This is a genomic window from Pseudomonas sp. UV AK001, from assembly GCF_046097675.1.
In the GTDB taxonomy this organism is placed as follows: Bacteria; Pseudomonadota; Gammaproteobacteria; order Pseudomonadales; family Pseudomonadaceae; genus Aquipseudomonas; species Aquipseudomonas kribbensis.
The window spans coordinates 108449-128099 of record NZ_JBJUVZ010000013.1 but is presented as its reverse complement, the minus strand read 5'-3'; the positions used below and the strand labels follow the sequence as shown (position 1 = coordinate 128099).

General features: G+C 59.3%; 18 protein-coding genes. 7 read left to right on the top strand and 11 right to left on the bottom strand.

All coding sequences use genetic code 11. The annotated features are described in order from the left end of the window. From yidC to rpmH, 4 genes are read right to left on the bottom strand one after another with little or no spacing between them, the layout of a single operon-like run. A complete protein-coding gene (gene yidC / locus ACKLNA_RS27460) occupies window positions 1–1683 on the bottom strand; it encodes a membrane protein insertase YidC (RefSeq protein WP_408987700.1) in 1683 nt (560 codons plus the stop codon). A gap of 2 nt (window positions 1684–1685) precedes the next feature. Beyond that, entirely contained in the window at window positions 1686–1931 is a 246-nt protein-coding gene (gene yidD / locus ACKLNA_RS27455; RefSeq protein WP_010465488.1) for a membrane protein insertion efficiency factor YidD, read from the bottom strand. Then, window positions 1924–2325: a ribonuclease P protein component gene (rnpA, locus tag ACKLNA_RS27450; protein ID WP_011336726.1), complete on the bottom strand. Its 402-nt coding sequence runs from the start codon at window positions 2323–2325 to the stop codon at window positions 1924–1926. Before rnpA ends, yidD begins: the two co-directional genes overlap by 8 nt. A 16-nt stretch (window positions 2326–2341) precedes the next feature. After that, window positions 2342–2476: a 50S ribosomal protein L34 gene (gene rpmH, locus ACKLNA_RS27445; RefSeq protein WP_003213577.1), complete on the bottom strand. Its 135-nt coding sequence runs from the start codon at window positions 2474–2476 to the stop codon at window positions 2342–2344. Between the two features lie 564 nt (window positions 2477–3040). Between rpmH and dnaA the strand changes: the two genes are divergently transcribed. Genes dnaA through gyrB form a run of 4 tightly spaced genes read left to right on the top strand, consistent with a single transcriptional unit; the run spans window position 3041 to window position 9248 of the window. Next, window positions 3041–4564, top strand: coding sequence for a chromosomal replication initiator protein DnaA (dnaA, locus tag ACKLNA_RS27440; protein WP_085713096.1), 1524 nt, complete (start codon window positions 3041–3043; stop codon window positions 4562–4564). Between the two features lie 39 nt (window positions 4565–4603). Next, window positions 4604–5707 (top strand): DNA polymerase III subunit beta, encoded by a 1104-nt coding sequence (dnaN, locus tag ACKLNA_RS27435; protein ID WP_085733897.1) that lies wholly within the window; start codon window positions 4604–4606, stop codon window positions 5705–5707. 14 nt (window positions 5708–5721) lie between these two features. Then, window positions 5722–6825 carry a DNA replication/repair protein RecF gene (gene recF, locus ACKLNA_RS27430; protein WP_007911886.1) on the top strand — a complete coding sequence of 368 codons (1104 nt, stop codon included), beginning with the start codon at window positions 5722–5724 and terminating at the stop codon, window positions 6823–6825. Between the two features lie 5 nt (window positions 6826–6830). Further along, the gene (gene gyrB / locus ACKLNA_RS27425) at window positions 6831–9248 is read left to right on the top strand and encodes a DNA topoisomerase (ATP-hydrolyzing) subunit B (protein WP_085686140.1); all 2418 of its coding nucleotides are present in this window, start codon (window positions 6831–6833) and stop codon (window positions 9246–9248) included. A gap of 62 nt (window positions 9249–9310) precedes the next feature. Here the strand turns inward: gyrB and ACKLNA_RS27420 are convergent, their stop codons facing one another. Continuing rightward, entirely contained in the window at window positions 9311–10027 is a 717-nt protein-coding gene (locus ACKLNA_RS27420) for a response regulator transcription factor (protein WP_085713094.1), read from the bottom strand. 166 nt (window positions 10028–10193) lie between these two features. Between ACKLNA_RS27420 and ACKLNA_RS27415 the strand changes: the two genes are divergently transcribed. Beyond that, window positions 10194–11735: an ATP-binding protein gene (locus tag ACKLNA_RS27415; RefSeq protein WP_408987699.1), complete on the top strand. Its 1542-nt coding sequence runs from the start codon at window positions 10194–10196 to the stop codon at window positions 11733–11735. A 157-nt stretch (window positions 11736–11892) separates the two neighbouring features. On the opposite strand, the gene ACKLNA_RS27410 is transcribed toward ACKLNA_RS27415, so the two are convergent. The 4 genes from ACKLNA_RS27410 to glyQ form a co-directional block, all read right to left on the bottom strand. After that, the gene (locus tag ACKLNA_RS27410; RefSeq protein WP_085713092.1) at window positions 11893–12672 is read right to left on the bottom strand and encodes a 1-acyl-sn-glycerol-3-phosphate acyltransferase; all 780 of its coding nucleotides are present in this window, start codon (window positions 12670–12672) and stop codon (window positions 11893–11895) included. 82 nt (window positions 12673–12754) lie between these two features. Continuing rightward, on the bottom strand, window positions 12755–13294 hold the full coding sequence (gene gmhB / locus ACKLNA_RS27405) for a D-glycero-beta-D-manno-heptose 1,7-bisphosphate 7-phosphatase (RefSeq protein ID WP_178083500.1): 540 nt from the start codon (window positions 13292–13294) through the stop codon (window positions 12755–12757). Window positions 13295–13298: 4 nt separating this feature from the next. Then, window positions 13299–15353 carry a glycine--tRNA ligase subunit beta gene (gene glyS, locus ACKLNA_RS27400; RefSeq protein ID WP_085713090.1) on the bottom strand — a complete coding sequence of 685 codons (2055 nt, stop codon included), beginning with the start codon at window positions 15351–15353 and terminating at the stop codon, window positions 13299–13301. Continuing rightward, a complete protein-coding gene (gene glyQ, locus ACKLNA_RS27395; protein WP_003187265.1) occupies window positions 15350–16303 on the bottom strand; it encodes a glycine--tRNA ligase subunit alpha in 954 nt (317 codons plus the stop codon). Before glyQ ends, glyS begins: the two co-directional genes overlap by 4 nt. A gap of 81 nt (window positions 16304–16384) precedes the next feature. Between glyQ and tag the strand changes: the two genes are divergently transcribed. Beyond that, window positions 16385–16942, top strand: a complete 558-nt coding sequence (gene tag, locus ACKLNA_RS27390) for a DNA-3-methyladenine glycosylase I (RefSeq protein ID WP_408987698.1) — start codon at window positions 16385–16387, stop codon at window positions 16940–16942. Window positions 16943–16982: 40 nt separating this feature from the next. Continuing rightward, a complete protein-coding gene (locus tag ACKLNA_RS27385; protein ID WP_085713088.1) occupies window positions 16983–17870 on the top strand; it encodes a lysophospholipid acyltransferase in 888 nt (295 codons plus the stop codon). Window positions 17871–17921: 51 nt separating this feature from the next. Here the strand turns inward: ACKLNA_RS27385 and ACKLNA_RS27380 are convergent, their stop codons facing one another. Then, on the bottom strand, window positions 17922–18236 hold the full coding sequence (locus ACKLNA_RS27380) for a tetratricopeptide repeat protein (protein ID WP_408987697.1): 315 nt from the start codon (window positions 18234–18236) through the stop codon (window positions 17922–17924). A 20-nt stretch (window positions 18237–18256) separates the two neighbouring features. After that, window positions 18257–19633, bottom strand: a complete 1377-nt coding sequence (trkA, locus tag ACKLNA_RS27375; protein ID WP_085713086.1) for a Trk system potassium transporter TrkA — start codon at window positions 19631–19633, stop codon at window positions 18257–18259. Between the last annotated feature and the right edge of the window lie 18 nt (window positions 19634–19651).

Sequence of the window (19651 nt, the reverse complement as noted above, 5' to 3'; positions counted from 1 at the left end):
TTACGCCTCGGCTTTTTTCGTCGCCGCTTCGATCTTACGCGTGATGTACCACTGTTGGGCAATCGACAGGCAGTTGTTCACAACCCAGTACAGCACCAGACCAGCCGGGAACCACAGGAAGAAGAAAGTGAAGATGATTGGCATCATTTTCATCACCTTCGCCTGCATCGGATCCGGAGGAGTCGGGTTCAGACGCTGCTGGATGAACATGGTCGCGCCCATGATGATCGGCAGGATGAAGAACGGATCCTTGATCGACAGGTCGGTAATCCACAGCATGAACGGCGCCTGGCGCATTTCAACGCTTTCGAGCAGAACCCAGTACAGGGAAAGGAAAACCGGCATCTGCACGAGGATCGGCAAGCAGCCGCCCAGCGGATTGATCTTCTCTTTCTTGTACAGCTCCATCATGGCTTGCGACATTTTCTGCCGGTCATCGCCATGTTGTTCTTTCAGTGCAGCCAGTTTCGGAGCCACGGCGCGCATGCGGGCCATCGACTTATAGCTGGCGGCCGACAGCGGGAAGAAAATCCCCTTGATCAGCATGGTCAGGAAGATGATCGACCAGCCCCAGTTGCCGACAATGGCGTGGATATGTTGCAGCAGCCAGAAAATTGGCTGCGCAATGAACCACAGAATGCCGTAGTCGACGGTCAGTTCCAGACCTGGGGACAACTCTTTCAGTACAGCCTGGCTTTTCGGGCCAGCGTACAGAACAGCACTGGTCTCGATTTTTGCACCCGGTGCAGCGGTCAGCGAAGGACCGGTGTAACCGATGATGTAGTTGCCTTTGCTGTCTTTACGGGTCTGGACGATGTTGTTTTCGCCCTTCGGAGCAACCCATGCAGTCACGAAGTAGTGTTGCAGCCAGGCTACCCAGCCACCGGTAACGGTTTCCTTGAGCTGACCTTTGTCCATGTCTTTCATGGACACTTTCTTGTACGGCTCGGAACTTGTCCACAGGGCGGCACCCAGGTAAGTCGCGGTGCCGGTAGCTGTGGTCGACGAAGGATCGGCGCTTGCATCGCGTTTCAGCTGGGCAAACATCGAACCGGACCAGGGCTGTGCGCTCTGGTTGTCGATCAGATAAGTGACGGTCACGTCATACAGGCCACGTTTCAGGGTGAAACGCTTGATGTAGTTGACGCCGTCCTTGCTGAACTTCAGGTCGACGACCAATTGGTCCTGACCGTCAGCCAGTTGATAACTTTTCTTCTCCGACGCGTAAACCGGACGACCGGCCGGACTGGCGTCCGGACCGTTGGTGCCGATCAGACCGCTTTGTGCCAGATAAGTACGCTCGCCGCCGTTGTCGAACAGCTGGAACGGAACATCCGGACGATCCTGACGACGCGGATACAGTGGCAAGGTCAGTTGCGCAACGTCACCGCCCTGTGGATCGATCTCCAGATCGAGCACGTCGGTTTTGATCTGGATCAGATCCTTGCTGGCGGCGACCGGTGTTTCGGCAGGTGCGCTGGTATCGCTTGCGGCGCGCGGAATATCGTCACTGGCTGCAGCGTTATTGCCAGTGGCGGTGTCCGGCAAACCGGATGTAGTCGTACTGGAAGCAACATTCTGAGTCGGCAGGGCAGCCTGACCATAGTCCTGGTTCCATTTAAGAACCATGACGTAGGACACGATTGCCAGGGCGACGATCAGGATCGTGCGTTTGATATCCATGATTACTCGGCCATCGAAGAAGAACGGGAGGTAGGGATAGGTGGAACCGGGTCATAACCACCGGGATTCCACGGATGACAGCGACCTAAACGACGAAAGGTCAGCCAGCCACCGCGCAGAAGGCCATGATTTTCGATGGCTTCATACGCGTAGCAAGAACAACTGGGGTAGAAACGACAGTGACTGGCCATCAGGGGACTAATGGCGTAGCGATAAAACTGGATCGGAACGAGTGCCAGTTTACGCATCTGGACTGTCTACCCCTACAGTTTCGGTTTTGACTGCTGGTACCGGCTTGTTGCGTGCCAGACGCTTCCAGAGTTTGCCGAAATGCTGAATCAATTCGGGGTTTTCTACGTCACCCAAACCTTTGCGCGCGACGATAACGATGTCCCAGCCGACCAGTGAATCCTGGTGCAGGCGAAACGATTCGCGCATCAGACGTTTGAGGCGATTGCGCTCAACGGAGAGCTTTACGCTCTTTTTCCCGATAACCAGTCCGAGACGGGGGTGATCGAGATCGTTGTTGCGTGCAAGGAGCAGGAGATTTTTCCCCGGAACCTTGCCGGTAGGGGAGTCAAAGACTGCCTTGAAATGCCGGGGGGTAAGCAGACGCTTTTCCCGACTGAAGTCCTGACTCACCTCCAGTGCCGGATTATCAAACTGCCAGACGTGCGCGGCCTTTGGCGCGACGACGCGACAGTACGGCACGACCGTTCTTGGTAGCCATGCGAGCACGGAAACCGTGGGTACGAGCGCGTTTGATAGTGCTTGGTTGGAAAGTACGTTTCATGTCGTGTTACCTGGTTCGTCCACAACGGGCCGGAATGGCCCCCGTTTTAAGAGACCGGGGATTCTAGAGAAAGCAAGGCAATAGGTCAATTTCCAACCAACGTTTCCTTATAAATAGATCTCTGATGCCTCCAGCTCGAAACCTTGTTCGCCAGACATAAAAATAAAGAAGGGAACTATTTAAAGCTTTTCTGTAAAGCTTGTAAAAGCTAGGACAGCCACCTTCTGTGGATAACTGATCTGAGGCCTTGTTCGGCGTGATGTACAGAGAATGACAACTACGGTGGAAAACCGTGTTCAGCCTGTGCTGCGCTATCGGATAACCTGTGTGTGGAAAGTGCTGTTATCCACAGGCGACTTGTCCACCGAGTTTCGCCCCCAGTTGTCCAGTGCCCTCAGCTACGGTTATCCACAGAGCTTATTCACACACCGTCGGTCGCTTTTTCACCGGTTAAGGCATTGATAAATCATGCCCACCGGGCAACCTGCATGTGGATAAGTGAACGTCCCGCCGCTACAATGGCCGCTTGTTTTTGCCTCACCGGCTTTCAATTAGGGGATTTCCGTGTCAGTGGAACTTTGGCAGCAGTGCGTGGAGCTTTTGCGCGAAGAGCTGCCAGCCCAACAATTCAACACCTGGATCCGTCCATTACAGGTCGAAGCCGAAGGCGACGAGTTGCGTGTCTACGCACCGAACCGTTTTGTTCTGGACTGGGTCAACGAAAAGTACCTGGGGCGCGTCCTTGAACTGCTGGATGAGCATGGCAACGGCCTGGCGCCGTCGCTCTCCTTATTAATAGGCAGCAAGCGCAGTTCTGCGCCGCGTGCTGCGCCGAATGCACCGTTGGCCGCCGCTGCTGCATCCCTGGCTCAGGCCAATGCCGCACCCGTCAGCGCTCCGGCACCAGCACCGGCTCCAACCCCGGCCAAGCGTGCGACGCAGAAAACCGAGGAAGTCAGCGAAGAGCCGTCCCGCGACAGCTTCGATCCGATGGCCGGCGCGGCTTCGCAGCAAGCGCCAGTGCGTGCCGAACAACGCACCGTGCAGGTAGAAGGCGCGCTCAAGCACACCAGCTACCTGAACCGCACCTTCACCTTCGAAAACTTCGTCGAAGGTAAATCCAACCAGCTCGCCCGTGCGGCGGCCTGGCAAGTGGCAGACAACCCAAAGCACGGTTACAACCCGCTCTTCCTTTATGGCGGCGTCGGTCTGGGTAAAACGCACTTGATGCATGCGGTGGGTAACCATCTATTAAAGAAGAACCCGAATGCCAAGGTCGTGTACCTGCATTCCGAGCGTTTCGTGGCCGACATGGTCAAGGCACTGCAACTGAACGCGATCAACGAGTTCAAGCGCTTCTACCGTTCGGTGGACGCCCTGCTGATCGACGACATTCAGTTCTTCGCCCGCAAGGAGCGTTCCCAGGAAGAGTTTTTCCACACCTTTAACGCCCTGCTTGAAGGTGGTCAGCAGGTCATTCTCACCAGTGACCGCTACCCGAAAGAAATCGAAGGCCTTGAAGAACGCCTCAAATCCCGCTTCGGCTGGGGCCTGACCGTTGCCGTCGAGCCGCCGGAGCTGGAAACCCGCGTGGCCATCTTGATGAAGAAGGCCGACCAGGCCAAAGTCGAGTTGCCACACGATGCGGCGTTCTTCATTGCCCAGCGCATTCGCTCCAACGTCCGTGAGCTGGAAGGCGCGCTGAAACGCGTGATTGCCCACTCGCACTTCATGGGCCGTGACATCACCATCGAGCTGATTCGCGAATCCCTGAAAGACCTGTTGGCGTTGCAGGACAAACTGGTCTCTGTGGATAACATTCAGCGCACCGTCGCCGAGTACTACAAGATCAAGATCTCCGACTTGCTGTCCAAGCGCCGTTCGCGCTCGGTCGCTCGCCCGCGTCAGGTCGCCATGGCTCTGTCCAAGGAACTGACCAACCACAGCCTGCCGGAAATCGGCGATGTGTTTGGCGGTCGCGACCATACGACGGTGTTGCACGCCTGCCGCAAGATCAACGAACTTAAGGAATCCGACGCGGACATCCGCGAGGACTACAAGAACCTGCTGCGTACTCTGACCACTTGATGAACACCAGCGCAGCTTATTAAGGCAAGGGACTAGACCATGCATTTCACCATTCAACGCGAAGCCCTGTTGAAACCCCTGCAACTGGTCGCAGGCGTCGTCGAGCGCCGACAGACCTTGCCGGTACTGTCCAACGTGCTGTTGGTCGTCGATGGCCAGCAACTGTCGCTGACCGGTACCGACCTGGAAGTCGAGCTGGTCGGTCGCGTGCAGCTCGAAGAGCCGGCCGAAACAGGCTCCATCACCGTGCCTGCGCGCAAGCTGATGGATATCTGCAAGAGCTTGCCGAACGATGCGCTGATCGACATCAAGGTCGACGAGCAGAAGCTGGTGGTGAAGGCCGGCCGTAGCCGCTTCACCTTGTCGACCCTGCCGGCCAATGACTTCCCGACTGTGGAAGAAGGCCCGGGCTCGCTGACTACCAGCCTGGATCAGAGCAAGCTGCGTCGCCTGATCGAGCGCACCAGTTTCGCCATGGCCCAGCAGGACGTGCGTTACTACCTCAACGGCATGTTGCTGGAAGTGTCGACCGGTGTGATTCGTGCCGTAGCTACCGACGGCCACCGTCTGGCGATGTGCTCGATGCAGGCCGACATCGGTCAACAGGATCGTCACCAGGTGATCGTGCCGCGCAAAGGTATTCTCGAACTGGCACGCCTGCTCACCGAGCCGGATGGCAACGTCAGCATCGTCCTGGGTCAGCACCACATCCGCGCGACCACCGGCGAATTCACCTTCACCTCGAAACTGGTCGACGGCAAGTTCCCGGACTACGAGCGCGTTCTGCCGAAGGGCGGCGATAAGCTGGTTCTCGGCGACCGCCAGGCGCTGCGTGAAGCGTTCAGCCGTACCGCGATTCTGTCCAACGAGAAGTACCGCGGCATCCGTCTGCAACTGGCCAGCGGTCAGCTGAAAATCCAGGCCAACAACCCGGAGCAGGAAGAAGCGGAAGAAGAAGTGGGCGTGGAATACAACGGTGGCTCTCTGGAAATCGGCTTCAACGTGAGCTATCTGCTCGACGTACTGGGCGTGATGACCACCGAGCAGGTTCGTCTGATCCTGTCCGACTCCAACAGCAGTGCGCTGGTGCAGGAGTCCGATAACGACGATTCGGCTTACGTTGTCATGCCGATGCGTCTGTAATCAGCTGACTCTGGATGTCGCTAAGTCGCGTCTCGGTCACCGCGGTGCGCAATCTGCACCCGGTGACCTTCTCCCCCTCCCCCCGAATCAACATTCTTTACGGCGCCAACGGCAGCGGCAAAACCAGTGTTCTGGAAGCCATTCATCTGCTGGGGCTTGCCCGTTCGTTTCGTAGCACACGGCTGTTGCCGGTCATTCAGTACGAACAACTAGCCTGTACCGTATTCGGGCAGGTCGAGCTTGCCGAAGGTGGCCATAGTGCATTGGGGATATCCCGCGATCGTCAGGGCGAGTTCCAGATTCGCATCGACGGCCAGAACGCCCGTAGCGCCGCACAACTGGCGGAGATTCTGCCGCTGCAGTTGATCAACCCCGACAGCTTCCGTCTGCTGGAAGGTGCGCCGAAGATCCGCCGACAGTTCCTGGACTGGGGCGTGTTCCACGTCGAACCGCGGTTCATGGCTACCTGGCAGCGGTTGCAGAAGGCCTTGCGCCAGAGAAACTCCTGGCTGCGGCATGGTACACTTGACGCCGTTTCGCAAGCGGTTTGGGACAGGGAACTGTGCCAGGCCAGCGCTGAAATCGATGAATACCGCCGCGCTTACATCAAAGCCTTGAAACCAGTCTTTGAACAAACCTTGAGCGAACTGGTTGAGCTCGAAGGTTTGACGCTCAGCTATTACCGAGGCTGGGACAAGGATCGGGAACTGAGTGCTGTGCTTGCCGGATCCCTGCAGCGGGACCAGCAGATGGGGCATACCCAGGCCGGACCGCAACGAGCTGACTTGCGTCTTAGATTGGGCGCTCACAATGCCGCGGACATCTTGTCCCGGGGTCAGCAAAAACTGGTGGTCTGTGCGTTGCGTATTGCCCAGGGGCATCTGGTGAGCCAGGCCCGACGCGGCCAGTGTATTTATCTGGTGGATGACTTGCCGTCCGAGCTGGACGAGAGCCATCGTCGTGCGCTGTGCCGCTTGCTGGAAGACTTACGCTGCCAGGTTTTTATCACCTGTGTAGATCACGAATTATTGAGGGAAGGCTGGCAGACGGAAACGCCAGTCGCTCTGTTCCACGTGGAACAGGGCCGTATCACCCAGACCCACGACCATCGGGAGTGAAGGCATTGAGCGAAGAAAATACGTACGACTCATCGAGCATTAAAGTGCTGAAAGGCCTGGATGCCGTGCGCAAACGTCCCGGTATGTACATTGGTGACACCGACGATGGCAGCGGTCTGCACCACATGGTGTTCGAGGTGGTCGACAACTCGATCGACGAAGCCCTCGCCGGCCATTGCGACGACATCAGCATCATCATCCACCCGGATGAGTCCATCACCGTCAAAGACAACGGCCGTGGCATCCCGGTCGACGTGCACAAAGAGGAAGGCGTTTCCGCCGCCGAGGTCATCATGACCGTCCTCCACGCCGGCGGTAAGTTCGATGACAACTCCTACAAAGTATCCGGCGGTCTGCACGGTGTAGGTGTTTCGGTAGTGAACGCGCTGTCCGAAGAGCTGGTCCTGACCGTTCGCCGCAGCGGCAAGATCTGGGAACAGACCTACGTCCACGGCGTACCTCAGGCACCGATGGCGATCGTTGGCGACAGCGAAACCACTGGCACCCAGATTCACTTCAAGGCTTCCAAGGAAACCTTCAAGAACATTCACTTCAGCTGGGACATCCTGGCCAAGCGTATTCGTGAACTGTCCTTCCTCAACTCCGGTGTCGGCATCGTCCTCAAGGACGAGCGCAGCGGCAAGGAAGAGCTGTTCAAGTACGAAGGCGGCCTGCGTGCGTTCGTTGAATACCTGAACACCAACAAGACTGCGGTCAACCAGGTGTTCCACTTCAATATCCAGCGTGAAGACGGCATCGGCGTGGAAATCGCCCTGCAGTGGAACGACAGTTTCAACGAGAACCTGTTGTGCTTCACCAACAATATTCCGCAGCGTGACGGCGGCACCCACCTGGTGGGCTTCCGTTCTGCACTGACGCGTAACCTGAACAACTACATCGAGCAGGAAGGTCTGGCAAAGAAGCACAAAGTCGCCACCACCGGTGACGACGCCCGTGAAGGCCTGACGGCGATCATCTCGGTGAAGGTGCCGGATCCGAAGTTCAGCTCGCAGACCAAAGACAAGCTGGTGTCTTCCGAAGTGAAGACCGCGGTCGAACAGGAAATGGGCAAGTACTTCTCGGACTTCCTGCTGGAAAACCCGAACGAAGCCAAGCTGGTCGTCGGCAAGATGATCGACGCCGCCCGTGCCCGTGAAGCGGCGCGCAAGGCCCGTGAGATGACCCGCCGCAAAGGCGCGCTGGACATCGCCGGCCTGCCGGGCAAGCTCGCTGACTGCCAGGAAAAAGACCCGGCGCTGTCCGAACTGTACCTCGTGGAAGGTGACTCCGCGGGCGGCTCTGCCAAGCAGGGACGTAACCGCAAGACCCAGGCCATCCTGCCGCTGAAGGGCAAGATCCTCAACGTCGAGAAAGCCCGTTTCGACAAGATGATCTCGTCCCAGGAAGTGGGCACCCTGATCACTGCGCTGGGCTGCGGTATCGGTCGCGAAGAGTACAACATCGACAAGCTGCGCTATCACAACATCATCATCATGACCGATGCTGACGTCGACGGTTCGCACATCCGTACCCTGCTGCTGACCTTCTTCTTCCGTCAGTTGCCTGAGCTGATCGAGCGCGGCTACATCTACATCGCCCAGCCGCCGCTGTACAAGGTCAAGAAAGGCAAGCAAGAGCAATACATCAAAGACGACGACGCCATGGAAGAGTACATGACGCAGTCGGCCCTGGAAGATGCGAGCCTGCACCTGAACGAAGACGCACCGGGCATCTCCGGCGAAGCGCTGGAACGTCTGGTGAACGACTTCCGCATGGTGATGAAGACCCTCAAGCGTCTGTCGCGCCTGTACCCGCAGGAGCTGACCGAGCACTTCATCTACCTGCCGGCCGTCAGCCTGGAAATGCTCGGCGACCACGCCAAGATGCAAGACTGGCTGGCCCAGTACGAAGTCCGTCTGCGCACCGTCGAGAAGTCGGGTCTGGTCTACAAGGCCAGCCTGCGTGAAGACCGCGAACGTGGCGTATGGCTGCCAGAGGTCGAGCTGATCTCCCACGGCCTGTCGAACTACGTCACCTTCAACCGCGACTTCTTCGGCAGCAACGACTACAAGACCGTCGTCACCCTCGGCGCTCAACTGAGCACCCTGCTCGACGAAGGCGCGTACATCCAGCGTGGCGAGCGCAAGAAAGCGGTCACCGAGTTCAAGGAAGCCCTGGACTGGCTGATGGCCGAAAGCACCAAGCGCCACACCATTCAGCGATACAAAGGTCTGGGCGAGATGAACCCGGATCAGCTGTGGGAAACCACCATGGACCCAAGCGTGCGCCGCATGCTGAAAGTCACCATCGAAGACGCCATTGGTGCAGACCAGATCTTCAACACCCTGATGGGTGATGCGGTCGAACCTCGCCGTGACTTCATCGAGAGCAATGCTCTGGCGGTTTCCAACCTGGATTTCTGATCCCGGTCGGCGCCAACGAAAAGGCCAACGCACAAGCGTTGGCCTTTTTTATTGCCTGCGATTCACTCTCCAGCCGCCACACTCTCCAACCGATACCCATACCCATAAATCGTCAGCAACTGCCAACCCCGATCCGCCGTCAGCCCCAGCTTGTTACGCAGCCGATAGATGTGGGTATCCAGTGGCCGTGAAGAGGCCATCTCTTCATGGGGCCAGAACCTCTCGTATAAATAGTCCCGTGACAACGGCCGGCCGAGGTTACTGAACAGGCAATGCGCGAGGCGATACTCGCGCTCGGTCATCATGATCGGCTTCCCTTCGCGAGTGACGGTCAACTCGGCGTCATCAAATACCAGATCATTGAAACGCAGGACATTGGCCACCGTCGGGCGCTGATGGCTGTGCCGGCGCAGCACGGCGGTGACACGAGCCTTCAACTCGTTTGGACGAAAGGGCTTGCTGACATAGTCGTCGGCTCCTGCATTCAACGCCTGGACGATATCGCTCTCGCCGTCGCGACTGGTCAGCATGATGGCCGCTGGCGGCGCTTCCATATGCTCGCGAGTCCAGCGCAGCAGCGCCAGGCCGGTGAGGTCGGGCAGTTGCCAGTCGAGGATCAGCAGGTCGAAGGTTTCCCGGCGCAGTTGCCGCAGCAGGTCTTCTCCGCGTTCGAAGCTGTGCAGCGACCAGGGCTGTTCGCCGGCCTCGGCCATTTGTTGCAGGGTCTGCTCGACCCTGCGCAGTTCGGCGGGTTCATCGTCCAGTATCGCAACGCGCATACGCGGTATTCCTTGTCGCTTGGGTAATGGATGGTCGATACCGGCGGTTCGACCAAAGCAGTGAAAGTAAGCGGCACGCCGTGGGGTGAGCCGCTATGATTCTTCGGGTCCACGTCCTCAGACCTGTCGCCTATGAAACCATTCAACCCGCCCTGCCCTGTTTTCCATGATTAACCGACGCCGCCACGAAAGCCGTGTGCAAAGTCAGGTTCAACGCCTGTTTCGGCAACTGGTGCGCGAGTGGGTGTGGATAAGTCTAGTGCTGTTGCCGCTGACTGCATTGTTGTCCTGGCGTGCGCAGATCAATCTGCATGATCCGGCGCCTGTCAGCGGCGCAGTGCTGTCTACCGTGCTGGTGGCCATAGTACTGGGATTGTTGCTGTGGCGACCGCGTCTGGCGCTATGGCTCACGCTGATCGGCATGGTTGGCGTGCTGCTGACCAGCGCCGGCCTGGCGGAAGTTCAGCGTTGGTGGTCCCCGACGCCGGCAGTGCTGGGCATGCTGTTCGGTTATCTGATCTGGAACTGGCGACGTCTGAGTGTCGTGCTGACCTACTTCGGCTGGGAGTTGTCCCGGCTGGACGATGAACCGAAGGTGTTCCCCGAACGTCGCCGTACACAATTTGCCAGTGGCGACCGGTTGCAAGGCCAGATCATGGCGCTTGAACAGGCCATGAGCCGCACGCGTGACACCCGGCGTTTCATCGCCGATGGCTTGGAGTATCTGCCGGTCGCGACGCTGATCAGTGATCCCAAAGGTCAGATCCTGTTAGGTAACCGCAAGGCGCGTGACTTGTTCGGCAGTGATCTGGTCGGTGATGAAGTCCTCGATCACTTGGCGAGTCTTGGCTATCCGGATTTATCCACAGCGTCGCGTCCACTGTTGTCCGACCTGACTCTGGTGGAGTTCCGAGATCACAAGGAACGCAGCCTGCGGCTGGAACGCGCAGCCTTGTTACCGGTGGACGGCGACACGCCGATTGGCTGGCTGCTGAGCCTCACCGATCTGAGCGCCGAACGTGCCGCCGAAGAACAGCGCGGCGTACTGCTGCGTTTTCTGTCCCATGACCTGCGTGCGCCGCATTCGGCGATTCTCGCCCTGCTCGACGTACACCGGCATCAGGCCGGGACAGATTCGCCTTTATTCGAGCAGATTGAACGCCAGGTGCGTCGAGCGCTGGAGCTGACTGATGGTTTCGTGCTGCTGGCCCGGGCCGAATCCAAGGCCTATCAGTTCCAGCCGAGTCTGTTTGCGATGCTGGTAATGGACGTCCTGGATCAGGCGCTGCCCATTGCCCAGCAAAAGCGTATCGAGCTGCTGAACGATATGGATGAACAATCCCAGGAACGTCTGGTGCTGGCGGACCAGGGCCTGCTGACTCGGGCGCTGTTCAATCTGCTGGAAAACGCGATCAAGTACAGCCCGGCCGGGTCCACGGTCCGGTTGCGGGTTCGCTGCCATGATGACTGGCTGCACTGCGAACTCACCGATCAGGGCAAAGGCATTGCGGCTGAAGAACTGCCCGATCTGTTCACCCAATACCGGCGTTTTTCTTCGGCCAAGGGCATTGACGGCGTGGGTCTGGGGTTATCGATGGTCAAAGCCGTGGTGGATCACCATGGTGGTCGGATCGAATGCGTCAGCGTCATCGATCAGGGCACCACATTCCGTCTTGAGCTGCCGCTGATCGCCGAAGAGCAGGCATAAAAAAACCGGCTATATCAGCCGGTTTTCTTACTTCCGAAAAAAACTTATGCACCTTTTACGGTGTTTTATCAGCTTCAGAAATATGTATAAAAATCAGCAACTTAATTGCTGTTCTCGGAATATTGCCAACAAACCGTACACAGGTTATCCACAAAAATCAGACAGTCACTTGATCGCTGGCTGCCGGGGCTTGTGGTGCCGGTGGCAACGACCCCATTTCCCGTTGAGCCTGCTCGTTCCATGCCTGCACCCGGTCGTTCAGATCGGCGATGGCACGAGGGCCTGATCCTTCGGCATACATCGGTTCACCGATGACCACGGTGATCACACCCTGTTTTTTGCCCCAGCCGATTTTCGGCCAGAACTTGCCGGCATTGTGCGCAATCGGCAGAACCGGAAGCGCCGCGTTCACCGCCAATGCACTGCCACTGCGGGAGAACTTGCCGATGGTGCCATGAGGAACGCGAGTGCCTTCAGGGAAGATCAGCACCCAGACATTGTCCTTGAGCAGCTCGTCACCCTTCGCTGCGACCTGCTTGAGGGCGGCTTTCGGATTGTCGCGATCAATCGCGATCGGCCGCAGCATGGCCATGGCCCAGCCGAAGAACGGCACGTACAGCAATTCGCGCTTGAGCACCTGGCTCAAGGGCGAGAAATAAGCGGAGAGAAAGAACGTTTCCCAGGTGCTCTGGTGGTTCGATTGAATCACGCAGGGCCGGTCAGGCACGTTTTCTGCGCCTTTGACTTCGTAACGGATACCGAGGAACACCTTGGTCAACCACAAGGCGCAGCGGCACCAGTACACGTTGATGAAGCGATAGCGCGCCTTGAACGGCAGAAAGGGCGCGATAAAAAAGCTCAGGCTGCACCACAGCAGAGCGGTGGTGCCCAGCAGCAGGTAAAAGAGGAAGATTCTGATGGCCTGCAGTATCGACATGGCGACGTTTACCGTTACGGGCGATGCCCGACTGTTCAAGCGCACTCCCGATCAATCCCTGGTCAGGAACTTCAGAAGTACTCTAGTTGTGGATAAGTTCTGCGGCAATCGCCGCCAGATCGTCAAAAATCAGGGTGCCGACCGGCAAGGTCTTGCCCAGAGTCTTTTCGCCTTTCCCGGTCTTTACCAAAACGGGCTGTGAATCGACGGCTTTGGCGGCCTCCAGGTCACCAAGGCTGTCGCCGACGAACCAGACATTCGTCAGCGCCACGTTGTAATGCTGCGCGATGGTTTTCAGCATGCCGGGTTTCGGCTTGCGACAGTCGCAACCCTCGTCCGGCCCATGCGGGCAATACACGATCAGCCCGACTTCACCGCCCTGCTCCGCCACCAGTTCGCGCAGGCGAGCGTGCATGGCATCGAGGGTGGCGAGGTCGTAGTAGCCGCGAGCAATGCCCGACTGGTTGGTGGCGACCGCCACCGTCCAGCCGGCCTTGCTCAACTGCGCAATCGCTTCGATCGAGCCGGGCAGCGGAATCCACTCCTCCACCGACTTGATGTAAGCGTCGGAGTCGTAATTGATCACTCCGTCCCGATCGAGAATCAGCAGTTTCAACAGCAATCCCTCAACCCAGCAGCGAAATGTCGGCAACGCCCAGGAACAGGCCACGCAGACGCGCCAGCAGCGCGTAACGGTTGGCCCGCACATTGGCATCTTCGGCATTGACCATCACGGCGTCGAAGAATGCGTCGACCGGCTCGCGCAGGGCGGCCAGGCGTGCCAGCGATTCGTTGTACTGACGTGCCGCGGCCATTGGCTGTACAGCCTGGTCCGCCTGCTGGATCGCCGAGTACAGCGAGAACTCGTTGGCGTTGTCGAAGTACTTGGCCTGAACGTCGGTCGGCACGGAGCCTTCGACTTTGCTCAGCAGGTTCGATACACGCTTGTTCACCGCCGCCAGCGCTGCCGCTTCCGGCAGTTTGCGGAAGGCCTGCACCGCTTGCACACGCTGGTCGAAGTCCAGCGCCGAACCCGGCTTCAGGGCACGAACCGACAGGTAGGTGGCCACATCCACGCCTTCGTCTTCGTAACGCGCACGCAGACGGTCGAAGATGAATTCCAGCACCGCGTCGTTCAGGCCGGCAGCCTTGACCTTGGCACCGAAGGCGTTCACGGCGAAAGCCACGGCGTCGTTGAGGTCCAGATCCAGTTGTTTCTCGATCAGGATCCGCAGCACGCCCAGTGCCGCACGGCGCAGAGCATACGGGTCTTTGCTGCCGGTCGGCAGCATGCCGATGCCGAAGATGCCGACCAGGGTGTCGAGCTTGTCGGCGATGGCCACGGCCGCACCGGTCAGGGTGGCCGGCAGTTCAGCGCCGGCACCGCGCGGCATGTACTGCTCGTTCAGGGCCAGAGCGACGTCTTCCGGCTCGCCGTCATTGAGGGCGTAGTAGTAGCCGGCGACACCTTGCATTTCCGGGAACTCGCCGACCATTTCGGTGGCCAGGTCGCACTTCGACAGCAGGCCCGCGCGGGCAGCCCACGAAGCGTTGCCGCCGATGCGTGCGGCGATGTACGCGGCCAGTTTCGAAACGCGCTCGGCCTTGTCGTAGACGCTGCCGAGTTTTTCCTGGAACACCACGTTCTGCAGGCGATCGTTGAACGCTTCGAGCTTCTGCTTCTTGTCCTGCTTGAAGAAGAACTCGGCGTCGGTCAGACGTGGGCGAACCACCTTCTCGTTACCGGCGATGATCTGCTGCGGATCCTTGGATTCGATGTTGGCCACGGTGATGAAACGTGGCAGCAACTTGCCGTCGGCATCCAGCAGGCAGAAATACTTCTGGTTGTCCTGCATGGTGGTGATCAGCGCTTCCTGCGGCACGTCGAGGAAACGTTCTTCGAACGAGCACACCAGCGGCACCGGCCACTCGACCAGCGCGGTCACTTCGTCGAGCAGCGCCGGCGGCACGATCGCGGTGCCTTCCTGACGGGTCGCCAGCTCTTCGGTGCGCTTGCTGATGATCTCGCGACGTTCGTTGGCGTCGGCCAGCACGTAAGCGGCACGCAGGTCGGCCAGGTAGCTCGACGGCGAACCGATGCGCACGCTTTCCGGGTGGTGAAAACGGTGGCCACGGGATTCACGGCCGGCCTTCTGCGCGAGGATCGTGCAGTCGATGACCTGGTCGCCGAGCAGCATCACCAGCCACTGGGTCGGACGCACGAACTCTTCCTTGCGCGCACCCCAACGCATGCGTTTCGGGATCGGCAGGTCGTTCAGCGAGTCTTCGACGATGGTCGGCAGCAGGCTGGCGGTCGGCTTGCCGGCGATGTTCTGGCTGTAGCGCAGTTTCGGACCGCTCTGGTCGATTTCGCTCAGCTCGACGCCGCACTTCTTGGCGAAGCCCAGTGCCGCTTGAGTCGGATTGCCTTCGGCATCGAACGCGGCCTGACGTGGCGGGCCGTCGAGATTGATGCTGCGATCCGGTTGCTGGGTAGCCAGCGCGGTGATCAGCACAGCCAGACGTCGTGGCGCGGCGTAGACGGTTTTGGTTTCGTAGTTCAGGCCGGCAGCCTGCAGGCCCTTGTCGATACCGGCGAGGAATGCTTCGGCCAGGGTGTTCAGGGCTTTGGGTGGCAGTTCTTCGGTGCCCAGTTCAACCAGAAAATCTTGAGCACTCATTGTGCAGCCTCCAGCTTGGCCAGTACTTCGTCACGCAGGTCCGGGGTTGCCATCGGGAAGCCCAGCTTGGCGCGGGCCAGCAGGTAGGCTTGGGCGACGGAACGCGCCAGGGTGCGAACGCGCAGAATGTATTGCTGACGCGCGGTCACCGAGATCGCCCGGCGCGCATCCAGCAGGTTGAAGGTGTGCGACGCCTTCAGGACCATTTCATAGCTTGGCAACGGCAGCGGCTGGTCGAGTTCGATCAGGCGCTTGGCTTCGCTTTCATAGAAATCGAACAGTTCGAACAGCTTGTCGACGTTGGCGTGTTCGAAGTTGTAGGTGGACTGCTCCACTTCGTTCTGGTGGAACACGTCGCCGTAGGTCACTTTGCCGAACGGACCGTCAGCCCAGACCAGGTCGTAGACCGAGTCCACGCCCTGCAGGTACATGGCCAGACGCTCGAGACCGTAGGTGATCTCGCCGGTCACCGGGTAACACTCGATGCCGCCCGCCTGCTGGAAGTAAGTGAACTGAGTCACTTCCATGCCGTTCAGCCAGACTTCCCAGCCCAGACCCCAGGCACCGAGGGTCGGCGATTCCCAGTTGTCTTCGACGAAGCGGATGTCGTGGACCAGCGGGTCCAGGCCGACATGCTTGAGGGAGCCCAGGTACAGTTCCTGGAAGTTGTCCGGGTTCGGCTTCAGGACTACCTGGAACTGGTAGTAGTGCTGCAGACGGTTCGGGTTTTCGCCGTAACGGCCGTCAGTCGGACGGCGGCTTGGCTGTACGTAAGCGGCGTTCCAGGTTTCCGGGCCGATGGCACGCAGGAATGTCGCGGTGTGGAAAGTGCCGGCGCCTACTTCCATATCGTAGGGCTGAAGTACCACACAACCTTGCTCGGCCCAGTATTGCTGGAGCGCGAGGATCAAGTCTTGGAAGGTACGCACGGCTGGCGTAGGCTGGCTCACGAAATTCACCTGTTTCTTGGGCTGCGATTTAAAGAGCGGGAGTATACCCGATTCAGTCGCACCTCCACCCCCTGGAGCCTTATGCCACGCTGCTTTTGGTGCAACGAAGATCCGCTGTACATGGCTTACCACGATCAGGAGTGGGGCACGCCGCTACGCGATGCGCAGGGATTGTTCGAGTTGCTTTTGCTCGAAGGGTTCCAGGCAGGGCTTTCGTGGATCACCGTGCTGCGCAAGCGCGAGCGATATCGCGAGGTGTTGTACGGCTTCGACGTACAACGCGTGGCGCAGATGAGCGACGCGGAAATCGATGACTTGATGCTCGATCCGGGGATCATCCGCAACCGCCTCAAACTCAACGCCGCCCGGCGCAACGCCCAGGCCTGGCTGGCGCTGGAAGATCCGGTGGCCTTCCTCTGGTCGTTTGTGGATAACCGCCCGGTGATCAATCATTTCAAGGATCGTAGCGAAGTCCCGGCCATTACCCCGCAGGCCGTGGCCATGAGCAAAGGCCTGAAAAAGGCCGGTTTCACCTTCGTCGGGCCGACCATTTGCTATGCGCTGATGCAGGCTTCGGGCATGGTCATGGATCACACTCAGGACTGCGACCGCTACGCGCAGCTCGTCAACGGCGGTTAGAATGGCCGCCTCGCGCACAGCACAAGATCAGGAGTGACCTGTGGAAAAGTTTAAAGGCGCCATGCTGGTTGGCGCTCTGCGGCTGTTTGCCCTGCTTCCGTGGCGGGCCGTGCAGGCCGTGGGTTCGGCGATCGGCTGGATCATGTGGAAAACCCCCAACCGCTCCCGCGACGTGGTGCGGATCAACCTCGCCAAATGTTTTCCACAGATGGACCCGGCCGAACGTGAGCGTCTGGTGGGCCAGAGCCTGAAAGACATCGGCAAGTCCCTGACCGAAAGCGCCTGCGCCTGGATCTGGCCGGCCCAGCGTTCCATTGACCTGGTGCGCGAAGTCGAAGGCCTCGACATCCTCAAGGATGCGCTGGCGTCGGGCAAAGGCGTGGTCGGCATCACCAGCCACCTGGGCAACTGGGAAGTGCTCAACCACTTCTATTGCAGCCAGTGCAAACCGATCATTTTCTATCGTCCGCCGAAGCTCAAGGCTGTGGATGAACTGCTGCGCAAGCAGCGGGTGCAATTGGGCAACCGCGTGGCGGCGTCGACCAAGGAAGGCATCCTCAGCGTCATCAAGGAAGTGCGCAAGGGCGGTCAGGTGGGGATTCCTGCGGACCCGGAGCCGGCCGAATCCGCCGGGATCTTCGTGCCGTTCTTCGCCACCCAGGCCCTGACCAGCAAGTTCGTGCCGAACATGCTCGCCGGTGGCAAGGCCGTCGGGGTGTTCCTGCATGCCCTGCGTCTGCCGGACGGTTCCGGCTACAAGGTGATTCTGGAAGCCGCGCCGGAAGCCATGTACAGCACCGACACCGAAACCTCCTGCGCCGCGATGAGTCAGGTGGTCGAGCGGTATGTGGCGGCGTATCCGAGCCAGTACATGTGGAGCATGAAACGCTTCAAGAAGCGCCCGCCGGGTGAGGCGCGCTGGTACTGATCGGCGATGTGCAATTGTGGATAACCTGACAAAACGGGTTATCCACAGCCGTCACGGCTTCTGCCGTTCGAGCTTTTTCAGAAACACCGTCATTTCCTTCTCGGCCTGCTTGTCACCATGGGCCCGGGCCGCTTCCAGCCCCTGCTCCCACGCCTGCCGTGCAGCCGCCAGATCACCCAGCGCCAATTGCGCCTTGCCCAACAGTTTCCACGCCGCTGAATACTTCGGATCGAAGCCGACGCAACGCTGGAAATGCTCGGCCGCCTTCGCGTTCTCTCCCAGATCCAGATAACCCTTGCCCAGGCCAAAGCGCAGCAGCGAGTTATCCACACCCTTGGCGAGCATTTTTTCCAGGGATTCGATCATCGGTCTCGCCTCTTGGTCGGTCAGAAGAAACTCAGTCCCACGTGGAACAGCTTCTCCACATCGCGAATGTGCTTTTTATCCACAAGGAACAGGATCACGTGGTCGCCGGCGGCGATCACCGTATCGTCGTGGGCGATGATCACTTCTTCATCGCGGATGATCGCGCCGATGGTGGTCCCCGGCGGCAGGGCGATGTTTTCGATGGCCTTGCCGATGACCTTGCTCGACTTCGAATCACCATGGGCCACCGCTTCAATGGCTTCCGCCGCGCCCCGGCGCAATGAGTGCACGCTGACGATATCGCCACGGCGCACGTGGGCCAGCAAGGTGCCGATGGTCGCCAGTTGCGGGCTGATGGCGATGTCGATGTCGCCGCCCTGGATCAGGTCGACGTAGGCCGGGTTGTTGATGATCGTCATCACCTTCTTCGCGCCCAGACGCTTGGCCAGCAGCGACGACATGATGTTGGCTTCGTCATCGTTGGTCAGCGCGAGGAAGATGTCCGCGTCGGCGATGTTCTCTTCCAGCAGCAGGTCGCGATCCGACGCGCTGCCCTGCAGCACCACGGTGCTGTCGAGGGTGTCGGAGAGGTAGCGGCAGCGCGCCGGGTTCATCTCGATGATCTTCACCTGGTAACGGCTTTCGATGGCCTCGGCCAGGCGCTCACCGATCTGCCCGCCGCCGGCGATGACGATGCGTTTGTAGGTTTCGTCGAGACGGCGCATTTCGCTCATTACGGCGCGAATGTTCTCACGGGCAGCGATGAAGAAGACTTCGTCGTCCGCCTCGATCACCGTGTCGCCCTGAGGAAGAATCGGACGATCACGACGGAAAATCGCCGCCACGCGGGTTTCCACGTTCGGCATGTGCTCGCGCAACTGGCGCAGTTGCTGCCCCACCAGCGGCCCGCCGTAATAGGCGCGCACCGCCACCAGTTGCGCCTGGCCTTCGGCGAAGTCGATCACCTGCAAGGCGCCAGGATGCTGGATCAAGCGTTTGATGTAATTGGTGACCACTTGCTCGGGGCTGATCAGCACGTCGACCGGAATCGCTTCGTTCTGGAACAGTTGTTCCTCGCGGGTCAGGTACGACGCCTCGCGTACCCGGGCGATCTTGGTCGGGGTGTGGAACAGGGTGTGGGCGACCTGGCAGGCGACCATGTTGGTTTCGTCGCTGTTGGTCACCGCCACCAGCATGTCGGCGTCGTCGGCACCGGCCTGACGCAGCACGGTCGGCAGCGAACCCCGACCCTGCACGGTGCGGATATCCAGACGGTCGCCAAGGTCGCGCAGACGGTCGCCATCGGTGTCGACCACGGTGATGTCGTTGGCTTCGCTGGCCAGATGTTCAGCCAGCGAACCGCCGACCTGCCCTGCACCGAGGATGATGATTTTCAACCCGTCACTCCATTGAAT